Origin of the sequence: Microcoleus harperi Pol14_C6, assembly GCF_036701295.1 — a bacterium.
GTDB lineage: Bacteria > Cyanobacteriota > Cyanobacteriia > Cyanobacteriales > Microcoleaceae > Microcoleus.
On record NZ_JAUBQN010000025.1, the window covers coordinates 83387 to 101817 of the forward strand.

The window sequence follows — 18431 nt, forward strand, 5'->3', positions numbered from 1 at the left end:
CCCATCCCCTACAGGTAGTTTCCACCAAAGCACAATTTTTCCTACCCATAAGAAAAGATGAATCAATTGAAGCAGTCGGTAAAGCAGTTTTGGTCGATCGCAAACCCCTACTTCTTTTCCAGAGAAAAATGGGGAGCTAGGGGGTTGTTTGCCCTCGTAATTTTATTAATGCTAGGTTTCAATGCTGTGAGCATAGTCCAGAGCTATATTATGCGGGACTTGATGAATGCAGTCACGGGAAAGAATGTTTCAGACTTCTATAAGATGTGGCTGATGCTATTGGGTCTGTTTGCCATATTCACGCCCATTATGGTTTTCTTCTTCTATTCACAAAATGTACTGCAACTCTACTGGCGAAAGTGGCTAACGAACCACTTACTGAAGAAATATTTTAGCAATCAAGGTTTCTACAAAATTAAGTTCAATGATAAGGTTGATAATCCCGATCAGCGTTTAGCTGAAGACGTTAATTTGTTTGTTAAACAAAATATTGATATTTGGGGATTATTATTCAACCAAGTTGTCACAATAATTTCTTTTCTCGGCGTTCTCTTTACAATTGACAAGGCACTGACTTTAGCTGTATTCATACTGGCTGCTTTTAGAACTGTTTTCACTATCTTTATAGGTAAGAAATTAAGTAGATTAAAGTTCAATCAGTTACAACGAGAAGCAAATTTTCGTTATAGTTTGGTTCATCTTCGAGACCATAGTGAATCCATTGCATTTTACCGAGGTGAAGACCGTGAATTTAGTGCAGTATCACAGCGATTTAATGAAGTCTTGAATAATTTTAATAACCTGATTGTCTTGCAGCGTAACCTTGGTTTCTTTACCCAAGGAACCGGGATGATATTTACAAATTTACCTATAGTTTTTTTAGCTCCTCGATACTTTGCGGGTCAGATAGATTTTGGGCAGGTAACGCAAGCTTCTGGAGCGTTTGTGTCTATTTTAAGTGCCCTGGGCTTTATTGCCGAGCATTTTGATATGCTCACTAGCTTTACAACTCAGATTAATCGTTTGGGAACATTCGATCGGGTTCTGTCCGAGCAAATGGCAGCACCTCAAGCCGGCATGGCAACGATTGATGTTGTGGAAGAGCAGTATCTAGCGCTCCAACGGGTTACCTTAGAGACACCTAACTATGAGCGAATTTTGGTTAGGGATTTATCTTTCAAGGTGGCGCAGGGTGAAAGCGTCTTGATTGTTGGACCTTCTGGCGCTGGCAAGAGTTCGTTAATGCGAGCGATCGCAGGATTGTGGAATGGGGGTACGGGTTGCATTGTCCGTCCTAAACCGGAGGAAACGCTGTTTTTGCCCCAACGGCCTTATATGCTGCTAGGGGACTTACGCAGCCAATTGCTATATCCCAACACCAGCGGTCAAGTTACTGATGAACAACTGCACGAAGTACTCGAACAAGTCAATCTTTCCCATTTGCCAGAACGGGTAGGTGGATTTGATGTGGAATTGGAATGGGCTGATGTTTTGTCACTAGGAGAACAACAACGGTTAGCATTTGCACGCCTACTGCTGACTAAACCTCGCTACGCTATTTTGGATGAATCAACGAGTGCATTGGATGTGGCTAACGAGAGACGGCTCTATCAGTTGCTCAAAGAAACAGGAACTGCCTTTATCAGTGTCGGTCACCGTCCGACTTTGGTACAGTATCACGAGCAGGTCTTAAGGCTAGTTGGTAATACCAATTGGCATCTGATATCGGCTAAAGATTACAGCCCCGCTCTCGCCGAGTTTGCTTGAAAAATGCAATTGCCGAACTGCAAGTAATGGTCTTTACCGTATCTGCCTCAAAATTCCAGGCGTGCGATCGGGTAGAACAGAGTAACTTTTGACCGTACACGTCAATCACTTCCTTTTTAGGAGTTTTTCAATAGTGTCGCGTGTTGCCATAGCATTGACATCACTTGAAAGCAGTTGATGAAGACTCCAACGCACAGTATACTGATAGCGATCGCCCTGTTTGAAAAGATGTAGTGGAGAAAGCAGTTATAGTTCTGCTGCCCTAGTTCTACACCAGCAGATGCAACCCGCTACTATCAGCAGGGTTCGCGTGAAGATAGCGACCCGTCGTCTCAATTTAGCTGTGTCCCAATGTTGCTTGCACCAAGAAGTTGATGGGCACACCCCTATTCAATGCCTGACTGGCGGGAGAATGCCTTAGCCAGTGCGGCGAAACTTTCCCCTCAACCTCGGCCCGCTTGCCGGCAGTCCCTACAATTTTGAGAACGTGGGATGAGGTCAAGTGCTCTCCTTTCCTGCTCAAGAACACCACAATCTGTTCTAACGTTTTTGTCCTGGGTTATCTTGAGTAACGACCATGACTTTACTTTACTTTCTAAAGTTTGATGTCTTATTATAGCACCATGCAGCGTGAGTGCGACGCCCCCTAAATATAGATATGCTAGCCTAATTTTTAGCTGTATTGTATTGTAGGATTTATTTCAGAAAAAGCCGAAAAAACATGATTTATTTACATTTAACAGTAGCTTTCTCTAGTTTACTAATGTCCCCGATATCAGCTCGCCCTTTGATTGCAGACGCTACAAATACAATTGCCCAAAACTCCGAAATTGACGAGCCGTTTTGCTACATGAAAACCCCCGACGGCAAAACAGTAGACTTGGGAAAGTTATGCGAGAAACAGCCAGCGTTAGGAACTTCCCAAACTTGCATTCCCGGTTCCAACATTGCTGCGAAAGTGTCTATTGCTGCGACTAATTATGACGGCAACTTTTTTAGCGGTAAAGTCCTTAATCAAGGCTGCAAAATAATTAAGAATGTCAAAGTCAATTATGAAGTTTTGGACGAGTCAGGCAATTTAATTGACAACGGATTTATCTACGCTGAACCAGTTAATCTTGCGCCCGGACAGTCAGCCGCCTTTCGGGGCGAAGTTGTCGCGGGGGCTAAGGTACAGGCTACTCATGCCGACGGTCAGGAATTATTTTAGATTTTAGATTTTAGATTGTAGATTGAAGAATTGGACAATTAGTCCCACGGATGAATCCGGGAGCTTTGTATCCCGAATGCTTTCGGTGAAGAATGATTGTTGAGATTTGCCCGATCGCTGATATCATGTTTTGGCTCAGATATCTCTATGACTTACGCAGAGATCCCCCTAAATCCCCCTTCAAAAGGGGGACTTTGAATAATAATCTTGTCCCCCCCTTACTAAGGGGGGTTAGGGGGTATCGAAGTTTGAATATTCTTGCAGAGATCCCCAAAAACAGAATTTGCGAGGGCAAAATATCTTGAAAACTCGATCGACATATTGGCAAATCTTACCCTACCTCCGTCCCCAAAAACAAACCATCGGTAAAGCATTAGCTTGTACCGTAGTATTTACCGTATTTTGGCCGATTATAGCGTGGCTAGTTGGCGAAACAGCCAAATTTATAGGCAAAGGAGATTTACAAGGGTTCGCTCAAATTGCTGCACTCAGCGCCATTATCTTTCTAATTCGCGGTACAGCCCAGTACGGTCAAGATACGCTGATGGCAAAAGCTGCTTTGACTATTGCTTTAGAAATCCGCAAAAAAGTCTACTCCCACCTGCAAAAACTCAATATCGGCTACTTTGAAACTGCCAAAACCGGAGACTTATCCTACCGCCTCACCGAAGATATTGACCGCATTGGCGAAGTCGTAAATAAATTTTTTCATCAGTTTATTCCTTGTGTTTTGCAGCTAATTGCCGTCCTGGGATATATGATTTATCTCAACTGGCAATTAACTCTAGGTGCATTAATTATTGCACCGCTGATGGCTATCTTAATTGGCTGGTTTGGTGAAAGACTGCTAAGTTACTCGCGGCAAAGTCAAAATCGCATCTCTGATTTATCCGCTTTGCTGACAGAAGTATTTAGTGGCATTCGTTTAATCAAAGCATTTGTGGCTGAAGACTACGAAATTGCCCGCTTTGCAGAAGAAGCAGAACAAAACCGCCGCGCTAAGTATTTGTCAGAAAGAATAAAAGCACTTCAGTTCGTTGTAGTTGGCTTTCTGGAAGCGATGAGCGTAATTTTGCTATTTTTCCTGGGAGGTTGGCAAATTTCTCAAGGAAATCTCACAGGTACTCAATTTATAAGTTATATCGCAGGGGTGGCGCTGTTAATTGACCCGATCGCTATTACAACTGCTAATTACGGGGATTTTAAGCAGGGAGAAGCTTCTAGCGATCGCATTTTTGAATTATTAGCAATTGAACCAACAGTAGTCGAAAAGCCTGGGGCGATCGAACTTCCCCATGTTACCGGAAAAGTCGAATACCGCAATATTAATTTTGCCTATAGCTCAGAGACACCCATTCTGCAAAACATGAGTTTGTTGGTGCTTGCCGGAGAAATGATTGCTCTCGTGGGTGCATCGGGTGCGGGTAAAACTACTTTAGTAAACTTGTTACCAAGATTTTACGATCCGCAAGCGGGACAGATTTTAATTGACGGTATTGATATTCAAGATGTCACCTTAAATACTCTGCGGAGGCAAATCGGAATTGTACCGCAAGAAACGATTTTATTTTCTGGTACAATTGCTCAAAACATCGCTTTTGGGCGATCTTATTATGAACTGAAAGATGTGCAAAAAGCTGCGGAGATTGCTAACGCTCATCAATTTATTAGTGAGTTTCCCGACGGCTATCAAACTTGGGTAGGAGAAAGGGGTGTAAATTTATCTGGGGGACAGAAACAAAGAATTGCGATCGCCCGTGCAGTTTTGCTCGATCCCAGAATATTGATTTTAGATGAAGCGACATCGGCGCTGGATTCGGAATCCGAAAGTTTAGTGCAAGAAGCGCTGGAAAGATTGATGCGCGATCGTACTGTGTTTATTATCGCTCACCGCTTGGCTACTGTGCGGAGAGCCGATCGCATTTTAGTTTTGGAAAAAGGCAGAATTGTCGAATCTGGGACGCACGAGGAGTTGTTGGAAAAGGGCGATCGATATGCTGGCTACTACGCTCAACAGTTTAGTCAGTAGGCTAGGTTAGAAACCGGGTTTTTGGTCATTTCTGCTGGCCTCAACGAAGTATTCTCGAAAAAACCAGGTTTCTGACCACCCGTGGGTAAGTCCTGTTCGCGATAACTGTAGTAAAAATCTCATTCTAAAGCCTCTCTCGTCTCCACAGAAGGGTGAGTCCTGACTCGCATAAAATCGTCCGAGAACATATTTAAACTATCAAAAAAAGTTTTCCAAGGATTTTCTTTGGAGCTCGGGAGCTTTTCTGGTATAATCACAAACACTTCTACTTCTTCACCCACAGATCCAGGCGGCAGTTGAATTTCAAGTTTATTTCCTGCAAGAACTTTGGTTGTAATCCGTATTGCTGACTGCATACTTCCTCCTTTTCGATGATTAATTTTCAACAGCACCTAAAGCTTTGAGCGTGGCTTTTTCAACTTCCGTTAAACCTGTAACTCCTGTGATATTCATGTTTTCATAAGGTCTGTCACTTTTGAGTATTTTGAGGCACTCACCGGTCTCAATCTCCCACATCATAATTGTTCCATCCCGACTACAAGCAGCAATATTTTTTTCATTTGAACTGAAGGCAACTGAGTTAATTCTACTGGTATGACCTTGCAAAATTTTTAGACATTCACCTGTACGGATATCCCATATTCTTACCGTTCCATCTACACTTCCACTAGCAACTATTTCACCCGAATAACTAAAGGCAACTGAACGTATCCAATCAGTATGCCCCTGCAAGATTTGGAGACATTCACCACTGCGGACATCCCATAGTCTTATAGTTCGATCGACACTTCCAGTGGCAAGTATTTCACCGTTATGGCTAAAGGCGATCCCGGGTGCCCAATTCGTATGCGCCTGCAAGATTTGGAGGCATTCACCAGTATGGATATCCCACAGCTTCACCGTTCCGTCAAAACCTGCACTGGCAAATATCTCGCCCAAAGGACTAAAAGCAGCCGAGTGTACAGAATTGTTATGCCCGTCCAACGTTTTGAGGCATTCGCCAGTAACGATATCCCACAGCCTCACCGTTTGGTCATAACCTGCACTCGCAAGTATTTCACCATTTGAACTGAAGGCGATCGATCGTGTTTCATTGCCAAATTCTGGCAAAGTAAGGAGGCATTCACCACTGCGAATATCCCACAGTTTCAGTGTTTGGTCGTAACTAGCGCTGGCAAGTATTTCACCCGAAGGATTGAAGGCAACTAAGTTTACCCGATCGAGGTGTCCGCGCAAGATTTGGGGGCATTCACCACTGCTGATATCCCACAGCTTGACTGTTTGCGCGTCATCGCCGCTGGCCAGCATTTCACCGTTAGGACTGAAGGCGATCGACCTTACTTGATTGCTATGCCCTTGCAGTGTATTCAAGCATTCACCGCTGTTGATATCCCACAGCTTCAGCGTTTTATCGTAACTGCCGCTAACAAGTATTTCACCCCCAGGATGGAAGGCGATTGACCCTACTCGATCGTTATGCCCTTGCAAAGTATTCAAGCATTCACCGCTGTTGATATCCCACAGTTTTGCTGTGCGATCGTGACTGCCACTTGCAAGTATTTCGCCATTTGGGCTAAAGGCGATCGACTTTATTTGATCGAAATGTCCCTCCAAAGTTTTGAGACATTCACCGCTACCAATATTCCACAGCTTCACTGTTTTGTCGCCGCTGCCACTAGCAAGTATTTCACCAGCAGAATTGAAAGCAACTGAAAACACGTTTTTAGTATGACCTTGCAAAGTTTTGACACATTCACCAGTACCGATATTCCACAGCCTCACTGTTTCGTCACCGCTTCCACTGGCAAGCATCTCACCAGCAGGATGGAAAGCAACTGAACATACAACTTTAGTATGGTCTTGCAAAATTTTGAGGCATTCACCCGTGCGGATATCCCATAACCTTATCGTGCGATCGTAACTCCCGCTAGCGAGTATATTTCCATCGGGATTGAAGGTGACTGACATTACTGATTCGGTATGTCCCTGCAAAACTTTTAAACATTCACCAGTCTTGACATTCCATAACTCGATCGTTTTGTCATAACTCCCGCTAGCAAGGATCTCACCATCAGGACTGAAGGCGACTGACTCCACCACGTTGGTATGTCCTTTACAGGTCAATATTTCTCTGCCACTGCTAGCTTCCCACAAGCGAACTATGCCATCAGTATCACCTGTAGCTAACAGTTTCCCATCAGGGCTAAATATGACCGATCGCACGCTGCTGAAGATTTTAGTAAAATCAGAATTAGCCAAATTAGCTTCAGCAAAGTTGACGCCACGCAGCGTCGCATTTGTAAAATCAGCACCTAAAATAACCGCACGAGCAAGGTCTTTTGTTTCTAAGGCAGTGCGATCGATTTTCACCAACAGCGTCGCCGCATTCCCTCCCACATAACCTACCTCACTTTCTGTTTTTCCCCGCGTTGCTTCCACAATTTCCAATAATTCCTCCGTAGCTGCCCCTACATCGAGGCAGGGCCGGCACGAGGACACCGCCCCTACCATTGGTAACAACAAATCCATCACTGCTTTTGTCAGCGGCGCGTGTCCGAAACTCTGACGGAGTTGCCCTAAATCTTCAGCAACAAATCCCTGCAAAGCTGCGATAAGTTCACCCTTATTTCTCTTCAGGGCTTGCAATCGACAATAATTAGACCAAGTATATTTTTGAGGCGCTGCATTAGGATCTAAACAAGAATGTTCAGGCGCAACTAATTCGGTAAAATCTGCCGCCAAAACTCCCAATTCCGCCGCAAATTTATAAGCGACAAAAAACTCTAATAACGAACGGTGGGCTGGAGTATAATCCCCATCTGCATTGCGGATCAGCATTGTCTGACCCATCATATCGTAGTGCCAGTGGTCTAAGTCTTTTTCCTCTTGGACGACGGAACCAAACAGGTTGCGAATGCGATCGGGAAAACCGCGATAATTCAGGCTCATTTGGTCGGTAGACAGCATTTCCCAAGACAGTTCGCACAAAAAGTAAAGCTTATCTGCTACAGAAGTAAAAGTACGTTCTGCTTTGATATCTCTCTCTATCTTCCGCCGCACCGCATACAGATATATCCGCGACATATCGACTGGTTTTCCTGCTTCAATATCGGGCAATGCTTCCAAAATTAACTCGGTCATCACCGGGCGACGCGCTAAATCCAATAGTTGCGGGTTTCCCATGACTTTTTCGACTGTCGCTGCTTCTGTTTGAAATGACAGCGCTTGCCCAATTTGCTCGTCGTTAAATTTCTCTAATTCTAAGACTTCAAATTGGGGAGTTTCGCCTGTTAAAATGGTTGTTGATGCTTGCAGTTCTGCATTGAACAATGCCCGTCCTTCCTTGCCTTCAGGAAAGTGTTCGGTACGGCAAGTGAGGATGACTTTTGCGCCGGGAACGACGGTTTTTGCTAGTTCCCAGAAGTTGTTGATGGTTTCTTGCCGATCGCACTTAGCTGCCATTTCGTCAAAACCATCGAAAATTAACAGAAATTTGCCCATGCGATTCAGTTGTTCAAAAGCAGAATAACCCGCCAAAGGTATCTCGTGCTTGCGAAAGAAAAACTCGGAAAATAGCGACTCAACGCTAACTGCTTTGGCGTAATCTCGCAAAGGAATTACTAACGGCAAACGCGGACGTTCTAAGCCGCGCTTTTGAGCATCTCGGTAGCGTTGCAGCGCCATCCAAGCATAGTGCATCGCAAACCAAGTTTTCCCGGTTCCAAATTCTCCTAAAACTGAAATATGTTCTTTTACTGGGTCATTCAACCACAGGTCAATATAACCTTCGATCCAGCCATCTCGCCCGTCATAATGACTCACGCCTATCTTGCGGTGAGTATCGGGGTCAATTTCTTCTTTCGTACAGGCTAGCGGCACATATTTGGTATCAATTTCTCGGCTAGTAATTTCTGTTTCTAGCCAATCCAGGTAAGCGGTGAAATCGGCATCTTGGTCGAGTAATTCATCGAAGGTATAACAAGCTAAATCGCGATTTTCATCTTTTTCTACTTCATCCCGCGCGGCGCGACTGATGCGGCGGGCGGTGACTAACCAGCCTTCATCGGTGCGCTGTTTTTCCACAGACTCGCGCAAAGCTGAGATATCCCTGAGTCCGGCTTCTCCGGCAATGCCGCGCACTAAAATGCGATCGTACCGATTGCGTCTGACGGGAACATTGATAATCCATTCAAAATAGTTATCTTCCCAAATTTCATATTTCTCAAACCGATAACTTAATGTTTCAAACCAACCTCGAACTTGTTGCGATAAAATAAAAACTTTAGACTTTTGAATATTGCTTGATTCGGCTGCTGGAAGTGCGGGATAATCTTCAGCTTCCAGTCGTGCAAATTCGGTGCGAATTCCTTCGATAGTGGGGAGGCGTTCGATGCGATCCATTACCATAGAGAGGCGTTTTTGCAAAGAGGCGAGCGCATTTCCCACCATCACATCTCCCAGCGTCCGCGTCCGCTTTGCTACTTCCATAAACACGGCGGCAAATGCCATGAATTCCCGTCGGGGGTCAATGCCTAAATCTCGAATTTCTTTGCCTAAAGCACTATCATTCAGATATTCATCGCCTGCTTGAATTAAAATGGCTGGGCTATCGGACTCGAAAGCTTTGCGAAATGCTGATTCAATCTCTTTTTGGCGAAACAGTTCTAAAATTTGCTTGGGTTTGCCAGCGCCGTACTCTACTAAAGTATAAACATAGACTCCCGCGAAATCGGCGGGCGGAGCATCGGGGTCGAGGTTAAATCTTTTTAATAATTTGATGACAGTTTCGTTTCGCTGAAACTTGTCTTTGACGGTGCCGAAGGGAATTGCCGTCAGGAGACTGATAACTAAGTCGAGACTAATTGGGATCATGGAGGTCTTCCTGTTTGTCCGTGGGAGTAATGCTCAAATCTCAAATCCGGTGGCTGCGTCCCTGAAATGCGTTGCGGGCGATCGCAAACTGCTCTAATTTTATGTTAACAGGAGTTACGCACTCCGGCAAAAGAAACCTGGTTTTTACAGACTCTGCGGGCTGGAACAAAAATTTTTCGGAAAAAACCAGGTTTCTGACTACCCGTGCGTAGGTTATATTCAGTTAATTAGCTTAGCATATTTTCCAAAAAATGACAGTAATAAACAGAGCAAATACCGACCTATTTTGTAGTAAAATAAACTTTTATATGAGTTGTTATATCTTGAAGGGAAAAGCTAAAATATAGATAACTAACAAATAAATCTTGCTATCTATGAAAATACAATCTTCTGTCTTAGTCCACCTGGGATTTGGCAAATATGTACGCTCCGATCGAGTAACAGCAGTAATACCAATTGAAGAAGAACGCGGGCCCGGTCGGCGCACTTTCGTGCATATAGACGGCGAAGCAGATCCAATCGTTGCTTCGCGCGCGGAAGACACGATCATCCGCGATTTGGTGCAGGAACCGCGCGAAATAACTCAAGCTCGGCAGCAACAAGAAATTCTCCAAGATTTGCTGGCAGATTTGAGCAATGTTAACGTCACCGTGCGCCGCATCAGCCGCGATGAAGGCGGACTCGACCTCGAACGTTTAGAGCGTCGGATTCGTCAAATTCTAGAAGCCTAAAAACAAAAGACCGCCCGGGCGGTCTTTCTGATTATTTGTGTCGCTAAAAAGTTTAAGTTAAGGGTTTCAATGTAATTTCGATGTCCGCTAAACCGGTGAGTTTTTCCACTACTGGCTCTTCTTCAACTCGCGGTACAAAAATAGTTAAACCTCCTGGAACGCACTCAATAGAAACTGGAGTCATGCCAATGATTTCCCCATCTAAAACCACTTTTTGAGGCGGCTCCGTACTAATCGTTACTTTTTTTGCCCGCAAATAACCGATGTCGTCGCGATCTGTAGGATTGCCGGTCAAAGCTGTTTGCAATAGGTGATAAGAAGCTGCGATCGCCCCAGCTTTATTCTGAGGCGCCACCAGCGTCACGTCCAGCAAGCCGTCATCAAAAACAATCCCCGCCGGGCCTTGAGCTAAAATGGAAGTAGGCGGCGCTGCATTCGCCACTGTCACGGCCACAGCAGTAAGGCTGATAATTCTATCTTCGGTTTCGATTTCTGCTTCAAATCTTTCTAAATTGTTTAACTGTTTAATTCCTGACAGGATGTAAGCCAGCATTCCCCAGCGATTCTTCATTTCGCGATCGGCTAGTTCGACAGTTTCCGCCTCAAAACCCACTCCAGCTAACAAAACCATCGGCTTTTCACCGTTGCAAATCGCCGCATCCACCACCCGCGTCAACCCTCCCAAAATAGTTTCGCAGGCGGTGTCAATAGTATTGGGAATGTCTAAAGCATTAGCAAAAGCATTAGCAGTTCCCCGCGAAATAATTCCTAAAGGAATATTTGTGCCGACAATCGCCCCAGCAACTGCGGACAAGGTGCCGTCGCCCCCGGAAGCAATAATTGCCTCAACCCCCCTAGCAACTGCTTCGCGGGCGATTTGATCTGCGTCTAATTCGGGGGCTGTCAGCCGAATGTCTAAGTCAATAAAAGGCTCTAAAAGTTCCTGAATCCTAGCTAAGTCTTGGTCGGGGTCGCTGTTGCCGGCGGCGGGATTGAAAATTAGGCAAGCTGAACGTTTCATAGTTGGTAATAGGTAATGGGTAATGGCTGAACGGAAACCCTAGATTGTTTTGGTTTGTATCCAAGTTTCGAGCGCCATCGCATCCCCCTTAATAAAACCCATTTTGACTGTTCTTATCCCCCGTTATTAAGGGGAGTTAAGGGGGAGCAAGACTCAACTATAACCCTGATTTAGACATGGTTTTAACATTAAGTTAACACAACTGCCATGCCCGCTAAACTCCGACAACAACCTTCACCTATTTTTCAAAGGTTTAATTAAGACTTGACAAAAGTCCACTCTAAGACTTCGCGCCGAGCTTTGTGCAACGCTTCCTTGATTTCCTTGTTGCTGTCGAACTTGACTTTATCCAAAAGGCACGCTTCGACGTTAACAGTAAACTTATCTTCTTCAAAAGGCCAAGGAGTTACAGTCACGAGTTCGTTGCTGTGCTGTACAATATCGTAGCGCTTGCCGTCCGGGCCGACACTAATTTCTAAAGCTCGTTCTCCGGCGGGTAACTCGCGGCTGCAAAGAATTAATGATAGCCGATCGCACCACTGGAAAAAAGCATAAGCTGCCTTAGCATCTTCCTGAGAAATATTCAACTCTTTTTGCCATTTTTTTTGATTTTCCAGTTGTTCGTCCAAAAACTCGTCGAGTTCCTTCGACTCTCCCCGCTTTCCTTCATTGAGATAGCTCATGTGCATAGAAATCAGCATTGCTACCCACCTACCGCGATATAGGGAATTCTCCGTCATGGCTTTAATTTTCGGCACAGAAGTTTCCGTCTGCAAGGTAAAATCAAAGGGCGCGCCCGCTTCAGTCAAAATATTTTCTTCCCATTCTTTCTCCAAATCGTCGTGATGCGAAATAGCCGCTATGGTTTCGTAGAGGCGAACCGGAGATTTCGAGCGCTTCCACTGTCCGCCAAGTTGGGCCGCGAGCAAAGCGTGGGCCCGGTGGTAAATAATTTCCCAGCCCGTTGCGGTTAAGTTAGCAATCATTGAATTTTTCTCCTCAATTAAGTTAATACGAGTATTTTGTGCCAGCATTCCGCTATCCATCGCCCCGGCGCCTTAAAAAGGGGGGAACCGGAATCGGTCAAAGTCCAGATTTTTAAGGGCGATCGAGACTTACAGAAAAACGAAAGTTAAATCACAAAAGGTTCGATCGAGATATCCTGCCATTTCCCCTCAAATCGTTCAACAACCAAAGGTCGGATGCGGAACTTCGGGGGACACCCATCGAGAACATCAATCCGCAAACACGAATAAGGACGGCGTTTGTGGGAACCTTGACCGCTGCGACCGACAAATAGCAAAGATTCCGCTACCCGCCGGCTTGCTGTTTCGGAACCAGACTGCCGCGCCAACCGATCTTCTGGACTCGATGCTTCCTGCAACACCGGTCCTTCCGGGCGCTGGCGGCGGAGACTGTGGCCGCTTCCGCCGCAGACAATCCAATTAATGCCAGAGTCGCCATGTCCGGTATCCCCAGTCCGCAGGTATTCCAAACAGTGAGCGTGGCCAGTCAGCACCAAATCTACTAGCGGACGCCCCCGCGCCACTTCCCCAACTGCATCAGCCACCCAGTCGAGCACCTCGCGCAATCGCAACCGAACCGCCAAAGTTTGAGCTTGATTCCACTTTGTTGCCTCTGTCACGTAGGGGGGGTGGTGCAGGTAAATTACCCGCCCCCGCACCTCGGAATCGCGCCAAGAGTCAATCAGCCTTTTTTTCAGCCATTCGAGCTGTTCAACGTCGGTGGCGGCTGTTTTGTCGGGGGACAGTTGTTTGTCAATATCCATCAACATTTCGTCAACTTGCTCTAACTTGGCGCCTAAGTCGTCTAGCTGTTCGGCTTCCTCGGGAATTTGGGGGTTGAGCCGATCGCACATTTCGAGCATTACCAATTTTTCTTGTTCCAATTTCTGGCGATCGAGTTCCAAATTCTGGCGGCGAATGTCGCCCTGTTTGGTTTTCGGGATCGGTAAGGGCTCGTTGAAGGTGTTGGAGTCGAGGGCGAAGAAGTCTATGCCGCCGCTGCGGAAGGTGTAATAGCGGTTGGGTAAGCGGGTAAAGCGTCCGGGTTGGTAGCGGAGGCAGCGGCCTGTGCTGGTGCTGGCAGTGTAGTGGGCGTCTAGGTGGCGATCGAGCTCTCCCGGCATTTTGTGAGCTTGCAGGTAGTCGAGAAACGCTTTGGCGTAGGTATTTCCGCGATCGGAACCGCGCCAGCCGACATCGAGATCCAACTTGGAACCCAACAGCCGGCGCAGCGGCAAAGCTGTCGCCGACAGAATGCCGTAGACTATCGGCAAGTCGTAATAGTCGTGGTTTCCCGGTACGGGCAAAAACGGAAAGTTAAACACCATACGATCGTAGGCAATGCGAGAGGGATGCTCGCCGCCGACTATAAATTCTCGGTAGGGGCGAATAAAGTTTTGCAAGTAATATTCGCTGGAACCGACGAGATAAACTACATCGCCCGTGTGCAGCACGAAACGGCAAGTTTCGCGCTCCGAGACCATCAGTTCGGCAATCTGCCGCTGGGGATTGTAGCCGCGGTGATTGCCCGTGCCGCTGTCGCCTACGACTAAAAACGAAAACTCTGGAGAGTCGGTGGTTGGAGATTCCAAAACCATCCGAGTTTGGTCGATTCCCCGATCGACGATCGATTTTTCTTGCCACCGCACCCGCTCGTTCATTTTGCGGATTTTAACTTTTATTTGCGGGTCGGAAACGAATTTCAATTCACCTCTTCTCCAAAATTGCTGAGTTCTTAGTTAATAGTGTAGCGATCGGGGGACTTTTTACCTCTCTCTAAAAGCTGAAAATCGAGGCCGGGTGGTCAGAAACCAGGTTTTTTAGGAGAATACTTCGTTAAAATCGACAGCCACAGCCACAAATCCGGTTTCTTTGGTTTTGATGCGATCGCCCCGTATCTAAACTCAAATAAGGGTTTGTACGAGCCGGTGCTGTTTGTTGTTGCCGAAGACGAGGGAATCTATCAAGGAGTTGGGAAGATAACACTAACAATGCCAGCCAACTACACCGAACTCGAAATTATTTGATCGATCGCCCGGAAGCTGAGGATATTGGCGGGGCGATTAATGCTGCCATGAAGGCGATCGCAGATGAAAATGAGGAACTCGGCGGCGCTTTACCTAGAAATTATAACAGCTTGGAAAAACCGATTTTGCGGGAGTTGTTGAAAATCTTAAATCCGATTCGCCCAAAGAATATTACTGAGGATGCCTTTGGGAAAATTTATCAGTATTTCCTGGGGAATTTTGCTCATAAAGAAGGACACAAAGGCGGAGAGTTTTTCATTCCAATTTCACTTGTAAAGCTGGTTGTCGATGTAATAGAGCCGAATTACAGGCGAATTTTAGACCCGGCTTGTGGTGGGGGAATGCTGGTTTCGAGTGGCTAAATAAAAATTTGGGTTAACAAAAAGCCATTACGAGAGAGTAATTCTCGCAATTTGCGGTTTGATTAGATTGAGAGTTGGAGCTTGAGTTTTACCTAGTTAATAGCTGACAAAATTCTAAAAAAAACGAATAAATTCATCGATATTTATTCACTCTTTTCAACTAGAATTGCTTCTAATCCTTATGCTGTCCTCAAATCTAGGTTAAGTCAACTGGCTTTGCAAATTATGCACAATTGTGTCCCAGTAAGCCATTCAGCTTGTGCCCAGATGTCTAGTGTTTTTGCGAAATAGTTTTAACGTTCTGGACTAGATCGATTAAACCCCCTAATCCTTTCATCCTCGCAACTATTGCCGAGGAGTGTTCAGGTTTTATTTTATAATCTTAATCAACACTCAAAGCATCGAACCACTGTAAAATCCGATTCCAGGCCCACCACCGATCGCTATCAGCAAATTGACGCTGACAACGTTTACTACTGATATGCCCAACATGACCGCCGTAGGCTGTCACCACTAATTCTAAGGCCGGATTGTTCGCGCTAATGGCTTGCAACTCAGGGACAAGAATCGGGTCAAACATCGGATCGTCGGCTGCATAGAGGATGAAAGTGGGTTTTTTGAGGTAAGGCAATATGTGTAGAGCGCTGCTAGCGTCATAGTATTCTTCCACAGATGAGAAACCTAACGGGCCAATTACCAGTTCGTGGTCAAAGCCCCAAATGCTGTTGGCGCGTTCAATAGCGGCAGGATCGATCGCCCCTGGATGCAATGCGGCGATCTGTTTTGCTAGTTTTTTTAACTGTCGCGCGATCGCTTTTTCTAAAAATTTCCCCCACTCATCTTTAACGAGATAAGACAGAGAACGGTTCGAGTCCAAGCTGGGGCAAATCACCGCCGCGCCTGCTAGTTCTGACTCTTCAATCCCTAAGTCAGGCCCCCAATCTGCGATCGTCTGAGCAGATTTTACGGCCCACAAGGCTAATTGTCCGCCCAGGGAATAAGCCGTGAACCAAAAAGGGGCGGGACATCCCATTTCTTTAGCAGCGGCAGCAATCCGAACGAAATCTTCGCCTTCGTATAGGCCATCAGAAGTCAGGGTGGGAGAGAGTTGGGCAGTTTTGCCGTGAGCTCGCCAGTCAAATAATACCACTGCACAGCCTTGGGCATAGGCTTTACGGCCTAGTAGCTTCAGATACCATTGATTATCCAGATCGCCAGTAATGCCGTAAGTGCCGACAATGGTATATCGGGGATTTTCGGGGATGGCAACCCAGCCGAAAATCGGGACTCCACAGGCGCCAGTAAAGATGTGTTCTCGGTAAGGGGGTTCTGGGTAAGGGATCGTCTTTTCCCAACCGCGACTAGCCCTTAATGCGGTGTACAACGTCATTAATAGGCCGTTGTTCAGCAGCCAAGGTGGAGTATAGGCATTGGTCATAAGCGAATGTCGGAAATGTCTGTCTCGTTGGTGGGATTTTTTTACTTGACAGGTTGGCTATTCTAGCGAATAACCCTGAAAACCGCAATACTTTTTGAGTAAATGCACTCAAGGGCGAAGTCAAGCCAAAATATTAATGGCTATTCATTTGGAACCCTTTATTGGCGAATAGAGAAGAATGCCAGCTAACGAGGTTTAGCATATTGTAGCGGAGCGCCCAAACTACAACAACCTGGTTGCTTTCAGAAACAGGGTTTCTGAGTCTTGCATCCCCGCGCAGATGTACAATAGGGCGATCGCACTTGGAGTCGAAGTGCGATCGAGCCCTACACCCTGCCCCAAGTCGGCAACATCAGATAGAACGCCGTAAACAAATATAAAATGGAAGCAATACAACTGTCTTTATTCTCAAAAGAGTCAGAACCAATTCCTGCCAAAAAGCAGAAGAAAGCAAAATTAGGGCGTTACGAACGCATCCAACGCGAACTAGAAGCAAATGACTGCGACCCCTACAAGATATTCATTGATGTTGAATCTCAGTCACTGCCAAAATCAGACTATACATTTGTCGATCTTTTTTGCGGTGCGGGCGGCATGACCCAAGGTTTATTGCAAGCAGGTTTTCGACCAGTAGCAAGCCTTGAAATTAATCCCATTGCCTCTGCAACTCACACAAAAAACTTTCCCGATTGCCATCACTTGTGCGACGATATAAAAAACTTAAATCCCCAAAATTTTCTAGCGGAAATTGGTTCGCCAGAAGTTCATGTTGTTGTAGGTGGGCCGCCGTGTCAAGGCTTCTCTGTGGCAGGAAAACGCGACCCCAACGACCCTCGAAATCGCTTATTTAGAGAGTTTGTCCGCGTTGTCTCTGAAATACGTCCTTGGTATGTTGTCATGGAAAACGTACCCGGAATATTGACTATCCAAAAAGGAACTGTTAAGCAAGCAATTTGCGAGGCTTTTGAGGAAATTGGGTATCCCCATATGTCCGTTGCTGTTCTGGAATCCGCAACCTATGGAGTCCCGCAAATCCGGCCGCGAGCCATTTTTATTGCCAATAGATTTGGGATGCCAAACCCCTATCCGAAGCCGCAATTGTTGCCCGAACAATACAAAGCGATTGAGTCAGCAATTGATGATTTACCAGAGTATACTCCCATACCGGAAATTAACCACGAATGGACTCGTCATTCTGTTGAGTACATGGAAAGACTTGCTAAAGTTCCACCAGGCGGTTCTTTGTACGAAAGCTATGCCGATGCTTTCAAGCGACAGTATCCGGGAAAACCGAGTATGACTGTTAAAGAAAATCACGGTGGCACTCATATTCATCCTTATCTCAATCGCGTTATTTCCGCTCGCGAAATGGCTAGATTGCAAACTTTCCCGGATTCATTTATTTTTGAAGGTTCAATGAAAAAGGCAATGTGGCAAATTGGAAATGCCGTGCCGCCCCGTTTAGCAGAGTGTATCGGTTTTGCACTTATTCCATATTTGACTGATATTGCTGTGAACAAATTTAAGCAGCCTGAAATAATCGTTCTAGCTTCTTAATTGCTGGTAATGGTTTACCTTCAGCTTGACAACTCTCGATTAGTAACTCCAGTACCTCTCGCGCATTGTAGATAGCTTCTTCATAAGAATCTCCGTGAGTTACCGGCTGCATTACCTCCTCAAATTCGGGCAAAAACACGACAAAGCACCGATCTTCTTCTGACCATTGGATAACAATTGTATATTTCATGGTTCTGTCTCCTGTGCTTCGATTTGCCTAAGCACCTCAATTGTTTCGTTGCTGGGGGGGTGACAAAGAGGTCTACGAAATAGACTGTATAAGGGTTGCAGCCCGCATACCTTGTTGATAAAAGCGGCGTTTAGAAGGAGTTAACTTCATTAACTGTTCCACCTCCGAAGAACATTGTTCTAGATAATTAACCCACTTTTCT

General features: G+C 45.7%; 15 protein-coding genes. 6 read left to right on the forward strand and 9 right to left on the reverse strand.

All coding sequences use genetic code 11. From position 1 onward, the window contains the following. The first annotated feature begins 57 nt into the window (after positions 1-57). Positions 58-1767 carry an ABC transporter ATP-binding protein/permease gene (locus QUA27_RS17590; protein ID WP_333069381.1) on the forward strand — a complete coding sequence of 570 codons (1710 nt, stop codon included), beginning with the start codon at positions 58-60 and terminating at the stop codon, positions 1765-1767. Positions 1768-2104: 337 nt separating this feature from the next. On the opposite strand, the gene QUA27_RS17595 is transcribed toward QUA27_RS17590, so the two are convergent. Further along, positions 2105-2299, reverse strand: a complete 195-nt coding sequence (locus tag QUA27_RS17595; protein ID WP_333069382.1) for a tyrosine-type recombinase/integrase — start codon at positions 2297-2299, stop codon at positions 2105-2107. A gap of 231 nt (positions 2300-2530) precedes the next feature. Here QUA27_RS17595 and QUA27_RS17600 point away from each other — a divergent pair, with 231 nt between their 5' ends. Beyond that, on the forward strand, positions 2531-2977 hold the full coding sequence (locus QUA27_RS17600) for an FxLYD domain-containing protein (RefSeq protein ID WP_333069383.1): 447 nt from the start codon (positions 2531-2533) through the stop codon (positions 2975-2977). Positions 2978-3278: 301 nt separating this feature from the next. Continuing rightward, a complete protein-coding gene (locus tag QUA27_RS17605) occupies positions 3279-5006 on the forward strand; it encodes an ABC transporter ATP-binding protein (protein ID WP_333069384.1) in 1728 nt (575 codons plus the stop codon). A 119-nt stretch (positions 5007-5125) separates the two neighbouring features. On the opposite strand, the gene QUA27_RS17610 is transcribed toward QUA27_RS17605, so the two are convergent. Both QUA27_RS17610 and QUA27_RS17615 read right to left on the reverse strand, forming a co-directional pair. Beyond that, complete coding sequence (locus QUA27_RS17610) at positions 5126-5362, reverse strand: antitoxin (protein WP_333069385.1); 237 nt, start codon at positions 5360-5362, stop codon at positions 5126-5128. Between the two features lie 19 nt (positions 5363-5381). Further along, on the reverse strand, positions 5382-9878 hold the full coding sequence (locus tag QUA27_RS17615; RefSeq protein WP_333069386.1) for a WD40 domain-containing protein: 4497 nt from the start codon (positions 9876-9878) through the stop codon (positions 5382-5384). Positions 9879-10252: 374 nt separating this feature from the next. On the opposite strand from QUA27_RS17615, the gene QUA27_RS17620 reads away from it, so the two are divergent. After that, positions 10253-10609: a hypothetical protein gene (locus QUA27_RS17620; protein ID WP_193972401.1), complete on the forward strand. Its 357-nt coding sequence runs from the start codon at positions 10253-10255 to the stop codon at positions 10607-10609. 52 nt (positions 10610-10661) lie between these two features. Here the strand turns inward: QUA27_RS17620 and QUA27_RS17625 are convergent, their stop codons facing one another. The 3 genes from QUA27_RS17625 to QUA27_RS17635 all read right to left on the reverse strand — a co-directional run bounded on the left by QUA27_RS17625 (position 10662) and on the right by QUA27_RS17635 (position 14361). Continuing rightward, on the reverse strand, positions 10662-11630 hold the full coding sequence (locus QUA27_RS17625; RefSeq protein WP_333069387.1) for a YegS/Rv2252/BmrU family lipid kinase: 969 nt from the start codon (positions 11628-11630) through the stop codon (positions 10662-10664). A 257-nt stretch (positions 11631-11887) separates the two neighbouring features. After that, on the reverse strand, positions 11888-12616 hold the full coding sequence (locus QUA27_RS17630) for a DUF3891 family protein (protein WP_333069388.1): 729 nt from the start codon (positions 12614-12616) through the stop codon (positions 11888-11890). A 146-nt stretch (positions 12617-12762) separates the two neighbouring features. Beyond that, on the reverse strand, positions 12763-14361 hold the full coding sequence (locus tag QUA27_RS17635; protein ID WP_333069389.1) for a metallophosphoesterase family protein: 1599 nt from the start codon (positions 14359-14361) through the stop codon (positions 12763-12765). 317 nt (positions 14362-14678) lie between these two features. On the opposite strand from QUA27_RS17635, the gene QUA27_RS17640 reads away from it, so the two are divergent. Then, complete coding sequence (locus QUA27_RS17640) at positions 14679-15044, forward strand: N-6 DNA methylase (RefSeq protein WP_333069390.1); 366 nt, start codon at positions 14679-14681, stop codon at positions 15042-15044. A 382-nt stretch (positions 15045-15426) separates the two neighbouring features. Here QUA27_RS17640 and QUA27_RS17645 read toward each other — a convergent pair whose 3' ends face one another. Continuing rightward, complete coding sequence (locus tag QUA27_RS17645; protein ID WP_333069391.1) at positions 15427-16482, reverse strand: YheT family hydrolase; 1056 nt, start codon at positions 16480-16482, stop codon at positions 15427-15429. A gap of 222 nt (positions 16483-16704) precedes the next feature. Beyond that, entirely contained in the window at positions 16705-16878 is a 174-nt protein-coding gene (locus QUA27_RS17650; RefSeq protein ID WP_333069392.1) for a hypothetical protein, read from the reverse strand. On the opposite strand from QUA27_RS17650, the gene QUA27_RS17655 reads away from it, so the two are divergent. Then, a complete protein-coding gene (locus tag QUA27_RS17655; RefSeq protein WP_333069393.1) occupies positions 16864-18039 on the forward strand; it encodes a DNA cytosine methyltransferase in 1176 nt (391 codons plus the stop codon). The genes QUA27_RS17650 and QUA27_RS17655 overlap by 15 nt on opposite strands. Here QUA27_RS17655 and QUA27_RS17660 read toward each other — a convergent pair. Continuing rightward, entirely contained in the window at positions 18005-18229 is a 225-nt protein-coding gene (locus QUA27_RS17660; RefSeq protein WP_333069394.1) for a type II toxin-antitoxin system HicB family antitoxin, read from the reverse strand. The genes QUA27_RS17655 and QUA27_RS17660 overlap by 35 nt on opposite strands. Between the last annotated feature and the right edge of the window lie 202 nt (positions 18230-18431).